The 12,414-nt window shown below is 39.3% G+C and carries 11 protein-coding genes; 7 read left to right on the top strand and 4 right to left on the bottom strand.

Annotation, left to right across the window (positions count from 1 at the left end):
- Nucleotide 1: 1 nt before the first annotated feature.
- Nucleotides 2–631, bottom strand: coding sequence for a 16S rRNA (guanine(527)-N(7))-methyltransferase RsmG (gene rsmG, locus EZJ28_RS02925; RefSeq protein ID WP_131394729.1), 630 nt, complete (start codon nt 629–631; stop codon nt 2–4).
- A gap of 161 nt (nt 632–792) precedes the next feature.
- On the opposite strand from rsmG, the gene EZJ28_RS02920 reads away from it, so the two are divergent.
- On the top strand, nt 793–1,983 hold the full coding sequence (locus EZJ28_RS02920) for a pyridoxal phosphate-dependent aminotransferase (protein ID WP_131394727.1): 1,191 nt from the start codon (nt 793–795) through the stop codon (nt 1,981–1,983).
- A 56-nt stretch (nt 1,984–2,039) separates the two neighbouring features.
- On the opposite strand, the gene EZJ28_RS02915 is transcribed toward EZJ28_RS02920, so the two are convergent.
- Together EZJ28_RS02915 and trkA are read right to left on the bottom strand one after the other, a co-directional pair.
- A complete protein-coding gene (locus tag EZJ28_RS02915; RefSeq protein ID WP_131394723.1) occupies nt 2,040–3,536 on the bottom strand; it encodes a TrkH family potassium uptake protein in 1,497 nt (498 codons plus the stop codon).
- The gene (trkA, locus tag EZJ28_RS02910; RefSeq protein ID WP_131394721.1) at nt 3,536–4,885 is read right to left on the bottom strand and encodes a Trk system potassium transporter TrkA; all 1,350 of its coding nucleotides are present in this window, start codon (nt 4,883–4,885) and stop codon (nt 3,536–3,538) included. The genes EZJ28_RS02915 and trkA overlap by 1 nt, the downstream gene beginning before the upstream one ends.
- A gap of 132 nt (nt 4,886–5,017) precedes the next feature.
- On the opposite strand from trkA, the gene ubiE reads away from it, so the two are divergent.
- Both ubiE and EZJ28_RS02900 read left to right on the top strand, forming a co-directional pair.
- Complete coding sequence (ubiE, locus tag EZJ28_RS02905) at nt 5,018–5,746, top strand: bifunctional demethylmenaquinone methyltransferase/2-methoxy-6-polyprenyl-1,4-benzoquinol methylase UbiE (RefSeq protein WP_131394719.1); 729 nt, start codon at nt 5,018–5,020, stop codon at nt 5,744–5,746.
- Between the two features lie 4 nt (nt 5,747–5,750).
- The gene (locus EZJ28_RS02900) at nt 5,751–6,458 is read left to right on the top strand and encodes a porin family protein (protein ID WP_131394717.1); all 708 of its coding nucleotides are present in this window, start codon (nt 5,751–5,753) and stop codon (nt 6,456–6,458) included.
- Here EZJ28_RS02900 and EZJ28_RS02895 read toward each other — a convergent pair.
- Nucleotides 6,445–7,185, bottom strand: coding sequence for an RNA methyltransferase (locus EZJ28_RS02895; RefSeq protein WP_131394715.1), 741 nt, complete (start codon nt 7,183–7,185; stop codon nt 6,445–6,447). The two genes, EZJ28_RS02900 and EZJ28_RS02895, sit on opposite strands and share 14 nt — an antisense overlap.
- Nucleotides 7,186–7,222: 37 nt before the next feature.
- Here EZJ28_RS02895 and EZJ28_RS02890 point away from each other — a divergent pair, with 37 nt between their 5' ends.
- From EZJ28_RS02890 to rpsO, 4 genes are all read left to right on the top strand, one after another.
- Nucleotides 7,223–9,793, top strand: a complete 2,571-nt coding sequence (locus EZJ28_RS02890; RefSeq protein WP_131394713.1) for a BamA/TamA family outer membrane protein — start codon at nt 7,223–7,225, stop codon at nt 9,791–9,793.
- A gap of 44 nt (nt 9,794–9,837) precedes the next feature.
- The gene (gene fbaA, locus EZJ28_RS02885; protein WP_131394711.1) at nt 9,838–10,905 is read left to right on the top strand and encodes a class II fructose-bisphosphate aldolase; all 1,068 of its coding nucleotides are present in this window, start codon (nt 9,838–9,840) and stop codon (nt 10,903–10,905) included.
- Between the two features lie 73 nt (nt 10,906–10,978).
- Nucleotides 10,979–11,836: an acetyl-CoA carboxylase, carboxyltransferase subunit beta gene (accD, locus tag EZJ28_RS02880; RefSeq protein WP_131394709.1), complete on the top strand. Its 858-nt coding sequence runs from the start codon at nt 10,979–10,981 to the stop codon at nt 11,834–11,836.
- Between the two features lie 110 nt (nt 11,837–11,946).
- Entirely contained in the window at nt 11,947–12,216 is a 270-nt protein-coding gene (gene rpsO, locus EZJ28_RS02875) for a 30S ribosomal protein S15 (RefSeq protein ID WP_131394707.1), read from the top strand.
- Nucleotides 12,217–12,414: the final 198 nt, after the last annotated feature.

Genomic DNA, 12,414 nt, shown 5'->3' with positions numbered 1-12,414 from the left:
ACTACGATCTGTATTTTAAAGGAAGGTAAACGACCTTTTTAGTCTCGAAGAATTCCTCTTCAAAATAATTGGAAAGCTCAAAGATTTCCGCAGTGCGATAATCTTTGAGCTCTTCGCTTAGATCACCACCCTTGAGATAGAGTATCCCATTCCTTCTATCGTGTCTTTGTTCTTTGGCTATCTTACCCTTTACCCATCTCACAAAGGTTGGCATAACAGCCACAGCTCTACTGACTATAAAATCGTACTGACCATCCAGCTCTTCAACTCTATTATTGAAAGATTTTACATTTTTGAGTCCAAGGCCTTCAGTCACCTCATTGACCACCTTTATCTTTTTTCCAATAGAATCTACTAAATGGAATTCACAATCCGGATACATTATTGCCAGAGGAATCCCAGGAAATCCACCACCGGTACCTACATCCAAAATCTTAGAGCCTGCTTTAAATTCCTGTACTTTCGCAATACCTAAAGAATGAAGTACATGCCTCAGATAGAGTTCATCAATATCTTTACGAGATACCACATTGATCTTGAGGTTCCAATCCTTATATAATTCTTCCAGCTTTTTGAACCTGGATTTTTGCTCTTCTGTTAAATTCGAAAAATATTTCTCTATTAATTCCAAATTGCTCAATAATTTGCCTCAAAAATAGGTATTTTTTATCGTTATTTTTTCTGAAAAAAGACCAATGAAATTTATAAAATTTTAACTTTGAAGCTGCTTTTCCTTGTGGTAAAGCATGCGCAAGAAACTGCTGCAAATCAATATTTAAACTATTTAAAATCATGCAGGAAAAATTATCCAATCGCATCAAATCAATGGCAACTTCGCAAACGCTAGCTATGGCAGCGAAAGCACGTGAACTTAAGGAAGAAGGAAAAGACATTATCGGGCTTAGCCTTGGAGAACCCGATTTTAATACTCCCGACTTCATAAAAGAGGCTGCCATTAAGGCAATTAATGATAATTACAATTCCTACACTCCGGTTGATGGTTATGTAGAACTAAAAGATGCTATCATCAATAAATTCAAAAGAGACAATAAGTTAACTTATGACAGATCTCAGATAGTTGTTTCTACAGGAGCTAAGCAATCCCTTGCGAATGTAGCAATGGTCATACTTAATCCGGGTGACGAAGTACTACTTCCCTGCCCTTACTGGGTTAGTTATGCTGAAATCGTAAAACTAGCTGAGGGTATTCCTGTAGAAATCCCCACTAGCGTAGAAACTAATTTCAAAATAACTCCGGCGCAGCTGGAGGCTGCCATTACTCCAAAAACTAGAATGATATGGTACAGTTCTCCATGTAATCCTAGCGGAATGGTCTATAGCAGGGAAGAATTAAGAGCTTTGGCAGATGTTCTGAAAAAATACCCGGATATAATAGTGGTAAGTGATGAAATATATGAGCATATTAACTTTGTGGGTGGTCATGCTTCCATGGCAGAGTTTGAAGATATGTATGACCGCACTGTAACAGTGAATGGTGTATCTAAAGCCTTTGCTATGACGGGATGGAGAATAGGTTATATAGGAGCTCCTTCATACATTGCAAGAGCCTGTAATAAAATGCAGGGGCAGATAACCAGTGGAGCTAATTGTATAGCTCAACGTGCTGTTATTACAGCTTTGGAAGCACCTGTGAGCAAGATCAGTCATATGATTGATACATTTAAGAGCCGAAGAAAACTGATAATCGATCTCTTAAACGGAATTGATGGCTTTGTAACTCCCGAGCCGGAAGGAGCTTTTTATGTTTTCCCTAATGTATCCGCTTTCTTCGGAAAGACATTAAGAGGACATGAGATTCTTAATGCCACTGATTTTAGCCTGTTCCTTTTGGAAGAAGCAAACGTAGCTACTGTGACCGGAGATGCATTTGGTAATCCTGAATGTATCAGGATCTCCTATGCTGCCAGTGAATCGCAGATTGAAGAAGCTTTAAAAAGAATCAAGCAGGCGGTAATGGAATAAAATATTTTTTCTGATGATTCAGACTTATAGAACCGGCTGTTAACAGGCCGGTTTTTTTATCGGTTCCTCCAGAAAAATGGGGTTAGAATAATTAACACCGTAAACAGTTCCAGCCTTCCTATAAGCATCAGAAAACTACACCACCACTTACCAAAATCGGGTAACATATCAAAATTATTTACCGGACTCAGGCCTCCGAAGGCCGGACCTATATTACCCAGAGATGAGGCAGCTCCACCAATGGCTGTTTCGAAATCCAGCCCAAGCCCGGCAAGAACTACAGCACCGATAATAAAAGCCAGCATGTATAGGATAAAGAATCCAAGAATATTGAAAACGATCTCTTTGCTAATGGATTTTCCATTGAAACGCACCGGAAGAATAGCATTGGGATGTAGTGTACGCTTGAATTCTATAAGTCCGTTTTTTATCATAATGAGATGGCGCATAACTTTAACACCACCCGCCGTTGAACCCGCAGACCCTCCAAGAAAAAACAATCCAAAGAATAGAATAGTGAGGAATGGTGTCCACATCGTATAATCAGCGGTCACGAAACCGGTGGTTGTAATTATCGCCAGGACCTGAAATAACCCATGCCTGAAAGCACTTTCCCCTTCTCCCAGCACCATAGGATGATCTATCGAGGAGATACTTACATCTGCCTGAAAATAGATTACTAAAGCAGTTATCATCGTAAAACCTACTATAAACCAGAAATACCATTTAAATTCATCGTCGTGGAGTACTTTACTAAACTTTCCTTTAAAAGCGAAATAACTTAGTACAAAGTTACTACCGGCCAGGAGCATAAAAACAATGATAATATACTGGATCGCCGGATTATCATTCCAAAAAGCAATACTGGCATTCTTAGTAGAAAAACCTCCTGTAGAGAGCGTGCTAAAGGCATGATTTATCGCATCGAAAAAGCTCATCCCGGCGGTCCATAATAATACAGTTTCGGCAAGGGTATAGGAAACATATATTAACCATAATCTTTTCGCTGTATCGGTAATCCGCGGTTTCAGTTTATCTGCACTGGGGCCGGGCGATTCAGCACTAAACAACTGCATCCCTCCTATCCCCAGAAGTGGGAGAATTGCAATCGCCAAGACAATGATACCCATTCCTCCTATCCAGTGGGTGAGACTTCGCCAGAATAATATCCCTTTCGGGATCGCTTCTATATCATTTAAAATGGAAGCTCCGGTTGTGGTATAACCGGACATGGTTTCGAAAAAAGCGTTAGTGAACCTGGGAATAGATTCACTTATCACATAAGGAAGCGCACCACTAAGAGCCATAAATATCCAACCGAATGTTACGATTATATAGCCCTCTCTGATCTTTACCTCCTTACTATGGCCTCGTGTTGTAAACATTAACAAAGTTCCCACAAAAAGAGTTATAAGAGCTGCCGTAGATATTTCAAGAGTAACACCGTCCTGATAAAACCAGCTCACGAGTGTGGCTAATAACATGAACCCGCCGTTACAAAGCAGCAATAAGCCCATGACATGAAGAATTATTTGATAATTCAGCCTTGGCATTACAAGAAGAGTTTTTCTACTTTATTGATAGAACGAGGTAGACAACATACTACAATTCTATCGCCGGGTTTGATAAGGAAATCTCCCAAAGCGATCATTCCTGTACCGTTTCTTATAATCCCTCCAATAATAGCCGATCGTGGAAAATCAAGATCTTTGATTCTCTTATCGCTCACCTGTGACTCAGGTTTTACTATGAATTCCAAAAGCTCGGCGTTCATATTATTGAGTTTGGTCATAGCGACCACCTCACCTTTTCTTACGTATCTGAAAATATTGTTTGCCGCAAGAAGTTTCTTATTTATAAGTGTATCTATCCCTATAGAGTGACTTAGTTGAAAGTAATCCATATTCTCTACCAGGGAGATAGTTTTTTTAACACTTTTAGACTTGGCCACCAAGCATGACATAATATTAGTTTCCGAATTACCAGTCACCGCTATGAACGCGTCCATATCATGGATATTCTCTTCTTCGAGCAATTCCACATTTCTTCCGTCTCCATTAATAATAAGCGTATCCGGCAATTCATCAGCAAGTTCATAGGCTTTCTCCCGATCTTTTTCAACCAGCTTTACCTTGAAATTATTCCGGCAAAGATCTTCGGCAGTTTTTCGTCCTATCTTACTTCCGCCTAAAACCATCACATTTTTAATATCCTGCCTTACTTTTCCTGTAAGTTTATATAATTCTTCCACTCCATTCTTCAATGTAATGAAATAAACCTGATCCCCGTCCTTAAATTGAGTATCTCCTCTAGGAATGAGTGTATACTGGGTCCCAAACCTCTGAATCGCAATAGGCACGAAATTCAATTCGGGAAATATTTGGGCAGCTTCTTTAACCGTCTTCCCCACAAAGGTCGCGGTTCTTGAAAGACTCACACCGATCATGGTTAAAGCACCATCTTCAAATTCATAGCTATCATTAAATGCAGACTGGTTTAGGAGCAGTTCGATCTCACGAGACGCCAGGGCTTCGGGTGAAATCAATTCATCGATCCCGAATCGGGTAAATCCTAATTCGCCCTGATTTTCCAGGAACTCCGTATTGGATATTCTAGCTATAGTCCGCTTGGCACCAAGCTGTTTTGCCAGTACACAAACCGTAATATTGGTAGCTTCACTGGAAGTTACGCTTATTACCATATCGGTATACTTCACCTGGGCCTCCTTAAGAATTTTAATAGAACTCGCATCGCCCTTCACCGTTTTGATATCCAGATGGGTATCTGAATAGGCCAAATTATCCCGATTTGGATCAATTAGCGTGATGTCCTGAGATTCAAAGGAAAGTAATTTAGCTAAATGAAATCCTACTTCACCTGCACCGGCGATTATTATTTTCATATAACAGCTTCAAATTGAAAGAGCAAAGTTAAGCTATTTTAAAGAAACGAAAAATCAGATGCTTAAGATAAAAATTTCATGATCTGTAAGGTATTTTAAGCATATAAGTTATCTTTGGCCCAAAGTTTTTTTATGGGTAAAAAGGTCACGCCTTACAAGGATTCTAAACTCTCCAAAAAGCAACAGGTTGAGCAGATGTTCGATAATATTTCGGATAACTATGACGGCTTGAACAGGGTCATTTCCCTGGGTACTGATGTAAAATGGAGAAAAAAAGTAGTAGCAGCAGTTGCAGCCACTAGTCCTGATAGTATACTTGATATTGCAACTGGCACGGGCGACCTTGCTATCCAAATGGCCCAGACCGAAGCCTCCCGCATAGTTGGTCTTGATCTTTCTGAAGGGATGCTGAAAGTTGGTCGTAGAAAGATCCATGAAAAAAATCTGGATCCCAGAATTGAAATGATCCAGGGGGATTCAGAAAACTTACCATTTGAAAGTAACTCTTTTGATGCTATTACCGTAGCTTTTGGAGTTAGGAACTTTGAAAACCTGGAAAAAGGTCTGGGAGAAATCTTCAGGGTTTTGAAACCTGGCGGTATTTTCGTAGTATTGGAAACCTCGGTACCCACCAAATTTCCCTACAAGCAAGGTTACCGATTTTATTCAAATTTCATATTGCCCGTGATTGGCAAAATATTTTCAAAAGATAAGAACGCATATTCTTATTTGAGTGAAAGTGCTGCAAATTTTCCCTATGGCTCTACTTTCAACAATATTTTGGAAAAAATCGGGTTTATAAATGTAAAAGATCTGCCTCAGACATTTGGCGTATCAACCATTTATATTGCTTCAAAGTAATACCATGAAGAAGATATTGACGATTGCGCTTATAGCATTAAGTGTTAGTGCTGCAAACGCCCAGATTTTTTCAGGAGAACGCGTGCTGAATCAACAAAATTTCGATCAACAGCGCTGGTCCTGGGGTTATTTCCTGGGATTTAATAAATATGATTTTGATTTTGACTATATAAATTATAATCCAAGTCCGGTAACCGGCCAGGATTTTCGGGTTGAAACTCGCTTTGGTTTTAATGTAGGTCTATTGGGAAATCTAAAACTTAGTCATAATCTGGACTTACGTCTTGAACCAGGTGTAAATTTCAATACACGTGGCTACCAGGCTTTAAAAGCGGATGCTGGAACCTACAGAGAAATAAGTTCTACGTATGTTCATATTCCGCTACTGTTGAAATTCAGTGCGAATCGACTTAACAACTTTAAACCTTTTGTAATTGGCGGGGTCTCCACTTCCATAAACCTTAGTAGTAATGAGAACAACCCTGACGATAACAGTGCAGGACAGTTCAGAATGACTACAAATTCCTATTATTACGAAGTAGGAGTCGGGATTGACCTTTACCTTTACTACTTCAAATTATCACCATCTATAAGAGGCGTATTTGCCATTAATGATGAACTTATCCGAGATGCTGATCCTAATAGTATTTACACAGGAAATGTAGATAAGATGTCTTCCAGGGCTATTTTTATAAACTTTACTTTTCAATAAAGTGACCTCTTCTGAACTCGCTTAAAATAACTGCTGTGGCGGTAGCCACATTAAGGCTTTCGGTTTCCTGGCGTTTCCCAAATTGTGGAATATTTATTCTATTTGTAAGAAGGCCTTCTATCTCTTTTGAAACACCGTTCGCTTCATTCCCCATGACAATAAATGCCGTTTCTGGGAAGGTACTTTCATATAAGTTCTCACCATCAAGCATAGCCCCATATACAGGAATCTTATCATTCTTCATTAGCAATTCTTTTAAATCGGTATATGAAACCTTCACCCTTGTAAGTGACCCCATACTGGCCTGTACGACTTTAGGATTATAACAATCTACCGTATCTCTGGAGCAGACCAGATTCTTAATCCCAAACCAGTCGCATAGACGTATTATAGTTCCCAGATTACCCGGATCCCTTATACCATCGAGAATTATAGTTAACCCTTCTATTTCAACCATTTCCTCTTCCGGGATCTGAAAAACAGCAAGCGCCTGTTGAGGAGTTGTAAGGAAGCTTATTTTTCCCAGCTCCCTTTCATTAATGTTCTGAAATAATTCTTTGGGCACTTCAAATGATGCCCCGGTGGTAAACAAGGAAACTAAGCTGAAACTGGATTTAAGGAATTCCCTGATACTTTTCACCCCTTCCACTACAAACAGCTCATGTTTATTTCTGAACTTTTTTTGAGAAAGACTTTTTATTAACTTAATCTGGTTTTTGCTAACCATACAAAAAATGTATTTTTGAGCCTCTAATCGCTACTGTTTGAAACGGCTTTTCGCAAAAATATTATTATTTTTTTTAACCTTCGTTTTAATATTAAGCTGCAACGCCGTAAAAAGACTGGAGCCGAACGAGCATCTTCTCGTGGAGAATACTATCCTTAACAATGGTGAGGAGGTAAAAGATTCCAGGGTCTACAGCCAGCTATATCAAGAGCCTAATACAAGCTTACTGGGAATTCCTTTCCGGCTTCACTTTTACAATCTTGCCCGTCCCAATATAGATAGCATCCTAACCGTAAAATATCTTGAGAATAAAAAAAGAAGAGATCGACTTATAGGCCTCCTTTCCAAAAAACAGTTTGACCGATTCATACATTCTAGGAAAGAATTTAACCAATGGATAAAGAGAACAGGAGAAGCACCAGTTATTGTAGATGAGGAAGAGACAAAAAAATCCCTGAACAGGTTAAAATCCTGGTATTGGAATAACGGGTGGTTCAATATTGAAGCAGATTACGAAATCATTCCTATTGAAGGGAAAGAAAAAAGAGCAAGAGTGGAATATAAGGTCAGCCCCCATGAGGCTTATATTGTTGATTCCATCCATACAGCTATTTCCTCCCAACCACTGGATTCTCTTTATGAAAGCCACAAAAGTGATAGCAAGATAAAGTCTGGAGTACAATACAGCACACTTGACTTCAATGAGGAAAGAGACAGACTCTCTCAACTATTTAGAAATAATGGCGTTTATAATTTTGATCAGGAATATATAAGTTTTGATGCCGATACGGTAAACACAGATCATAAGGTGAACACTACCCTCATCATTAAAAATCGAAGAAACAATATTGGGGACAGCATTGCTAGGATACCGTTTAAAATACACGAAGTCAGCAAGGTAAATATCTTTACTGATTACACTTATGCTAATAGAAATCGTCCTCTCACTGATAGTGCCAGCCATGAAGGCTACAGTTTATATGGTTTTGACAAAATGCGCTACCGCCCCGAAGCCATTACCGATGCGGTCTTTATAAGACCTGGGGAAATATACAGCGATCTTAATAGAACCAGAACCTATAACAGACTTAATTCCCTGAGGATTTTTAAGTATCCGAACATCCAGTTTACCCCAGATCCTGAAGACAGCACTTCTACAGATCTGGTTACGAATATATTCTTAACACCACTCCCACGGTACTCTTTAGGTTTTGATTTTGATATTTCCCAGAGTAATATTCAGGAATTTGGGATCGCGTTTGGAGGCTCTTTACTTATTCGAAATATCTTTAATGGGGCTGAGAATTTTGAGATATCCGGCCGCGGGAGTGTGGGTTCCTCAACCGATGCGGCAGGTAATAGTGATGATGACCGGTTTTTCGATATTTCTGAGATCGGAGCTGACATGAAGCTGACTTTCCCACGTATCTTTCTGCCTTTTAATACTGAAAAGTTCATTCCTAAATACACATCCCCTTTCACAACACTAAGTCTAGGTGTTAGCACACAGAATAATATAGGGCTGGATAAACAGAACTTTTCAGGGATCATCAACTACCGCTGGACGCCTTCCAAGCAATTATCTAACAGGCTGGACCTATTAAACATTCAGTACGTAAGGAATTTGAATGTAGGTAATTATTTTAATGTCTACCGAAATTCATACGAAGAACTTAATGACATAGTGGAAACAGGAAATGTTACCACTAGCGAGGAGTTCCTAAATGAGGAGGGAGAACTCATTATACCTAAAGGGGCCGACGACTTCATTAACGGAGTAAGTAATAATGACGGAACAACCGCCGGTCTTACTGAGGAACAAAGACAGAATATCGTAAACATTCGAGAAAGAAAGAACAGGCTTACGGAGAACAACCTGATTTTTGCCACTAATTACACCTATCTCTGGAATACAAAACAAAACCTTTACGATCAGGAGTTTTCGAGATTTCGTTTCAAGATAGAGACCGCCGGAAATTTCTTATCGGCTATAGCTGATGTTACGGGGATGGATAAAAACGAAAACGGAAGTTATGAAGTGCTTGGAGTAGCTTTCTCTCAATACGCTAAAACAGAAATTGATTTTATAAAGCATTGGGATCTTGGAAGTGATAATATCTTGGCCGCCCGTGCTTTTGGAGGAATTGCTATCCCTTATGGAAATGCAAACAGTATTCCTTTTGCCCGTAGTTTCTTTGCTGGAGGACCAAATGACAACCGGGCCTGGCAGGCTTATGACCTGGGACCAGGTAGCAGTGGGGGCAGAAATGAATTTAATGAGGCCAACATGAAACTTGCTTTTAATTTGGAATACAGATACAATCTGGTGGGCTCTCTTAATAGCGCATTTTTTATTGATGTTGGAAATATCTGGAACGTGGCCGATATAGTAGAAGATGAAGCTTCAACCTTTGAATCTTTTTCAGATCTGAAGGACATTGCGGTAGGCTCCGGATTTGGCCTCCGTTACGACTTTAACTTTTTTGTTCTTCGGTTTGATATAGGCTTCAAAACTTATGATCCCGCAAAACCTACCGACCATCGCTGGTTCAAGGATTACAACTTTAATCATGCAGTATATAATGTAGGGATCAATTATCCTTTCTAAGCCAGTTTATTTTATTATTTTTGTAAGCCTAATTCACAAAAATTATGAGTCATAACATTAAACCAGGCGTTGCCACAGGAAAAGAAGTACAGGAAATATTTAATTATGCTAAAAAGAAAGGATTTGCCCTTCCAGCAGTAAATGTTATTGGTTCAAGTAGCATCAATGCTGTTCTGGAAACTGCTGCAGAGTTAAATTCCCCTGTAATCATTCAGTTTTCTAATGGAGGAGCGCAATTTAATGCAGGAAAAGGTTTGTCCAACGAGAACGAACGCGCTGCGATCGCTGGCGGCGTTGCAGGTGCCAAACATGTACATGAAATGGCAAAAGCATACGGGGTTCCTGTAATAATGCATACAGATCATTGTGCAAAAAAATTACTCCCCTGGATTGATGGACTACTGGACGCCAGTGAAAAATATTTTGAGCAACACGGAAAGCCTCTTTACAGTTCTCATATGATCGATCTTTCTGAAGAGCCGCTTGAAGAAAACATGGAGATCTGTAAGAAATATTTACAGAGAATGTCCAAGATGGGAATGACCCTTGAAATTGAGTTGGGGATCACAGGTGGAGAAGAAGATGGAGTAGATAACACTGATGTAGACTCTTCAAAACTTTATACACAACCTGAAGAAGTTGCCTATGCTTATGAAGAATTGAGCAAAGTAAGCGACCAGTTTACCATTGCTGCGGCTTTTGGGAATGTTCACGGTGTATATAAACCAGGAAATGTAAAGTTGACTCCAACGATCCTTAAGGATTCCCAGGAATATATCACGAAGAAATACAATGTAGAAGAAAATCATATAGATTTCGTTTTCCACGGTGGAAGTGGTTCTACAGTTGAAGAAATTCGCGAAGCAATTGGATACGGAGTGATCAAAATGAACATTGATACCGATCTCCAGTATGCCTACCTGGAAGGAATACGTGATTATATGGCCAACAAGAAGGACTATTTAGCTGCACAGATAGGAAATCCTGAAGGAGAAGATGTGCCAAATAAGAAATATTATGACCCACGCAAATGGCTACGCGAGGGAGAACTAACTTTCAAGGCCCGTCTTAAAAAGGCTTTCGAAGATTTAAATAATGTAAACACACTTTAATAAAGAAAACTGACTTTCCTCAGGGAAAGTCCGTTTTCTTTATTAAATGACGAGTGGGAAAAATTTAAAGCACATGGCTTGGTTTAAAAGAACACAAAAAGGAATCCAAACACCTACCGAACATAAGAAAGATGTTCCCAAAGGTTTATGGTATAAATCTCCTACCGGTAAAATTGTTGATGCTGAACAGCTGGAAAGTAATTTTTATGTAAGTCCGGAGGATGGTTATCACGTAAGAATAGGAAGTAACGAATACTTTAAGATACTTTTTGATGATAACAAATTCAAGGAGCTAGATAAGGGCATGACAGCAAAAGATCCTCTGGATTTCGAGGATACAAAAAAATACACCGAACGTCTTAAAGCCGCCCAGGAAAAAACCGGATTAAAAGATGCTGTAAGAACAGCTGTTGGTAAATCCAAAGGCAAAGAACTGGTGATTGCCTGTATGGATTTTAAATTCGTTGGTGGAAGTATGGGGTCTGTTGTTGGTGAAAAGATAGCCCGTGCCGCAGATTATGCCTTAAAAAATAGGCTTCCCTTCATGATCATCTCCAAATCTGGAGGTGCCAGAATGCAGGAAGCAGCCCTATCTCTTATGCAACTGGCTAAGACTTCGGTTAAGCTGGCTCAGTTGGCCGATGCAAAAATCCCGTATATTTCATTATGTACAGACCCTACAACAGGTGGAACAACTGCCTCTTTTGCTATGCTGGGGGATATTAATATTTCTGAACCCGGCGCGCTTATTGGCTTTGCCGGCCCCAGGGTCGTTAAAGACACCACCGGAAAAGATCTTCCAAAGGACTTTCAAACCGCTGAATTTTTAAAGGAAAAAGGCTTTCTTGATTTCATTGTAAAACGTTCTGAATTAAAAGACAAGATCAACCTTTATCTGGATCTTATTCAAAATCAACCGGTAAGAAAATAGTTCTTATAAAATAAATTCCAGGTTTAAATAGGTATTATTCAAATTAGTAGTATCTTTGCCGCCTGACAGAAAAACTGTCAATACATAAAAATCATTTAAATAATATTGGAATGTATTTAACAAAAGAAAAGAAGGAAGAGATCTTCGAAAAGCACGGAAACGGAAAGAAAGACACAGGTTCTGCCGAAGGACAGATAGCTCTGTTCACACACAGAATTGCTCACTTATCTGAACATCTTAAGAAAAACCGCAAAGATTTTAACTCTGAGCGTTCACTGGTTAGGTTGGTAGGAAAAAGGAGAAGTCTTCTGGACTATCTTATGAAGAAAGATATTATGAGGTATCGTGCCATCGTAAAAGAGCTTGGATTAAGAAAATAATTTTCAGGGGGCTATATGCCCCCTTTTTTTATATATTTATTTCACCTGTTTCAGGTATTTATCGAAAATCTTCTGCTTTGCAGAATAAAAATTGTCATCCGCCAAGGCGGATAGTTTTTCATTGGTCCTACAAACAACTACACACAACACACAACCCGGCCGTCCGGATGGCGGAGACCTTTGTTTAACTAAATTTGA

Origin of the sequence: Gramella sp. KN1008 (assembly GCF_004332155.1) — a bacterium.
Classification (GTDB): domain Bacteria; phylum Bacteroidota; class Bacteroidia; order Flavobacteriales; family Flavobacteriaceae; genus Christiangramia.
The sequence above is the reverse complement of the archived record's forward strand: the minus strand, read 5'-3'. Positions and strand labels throughout refer to the sequence as shown.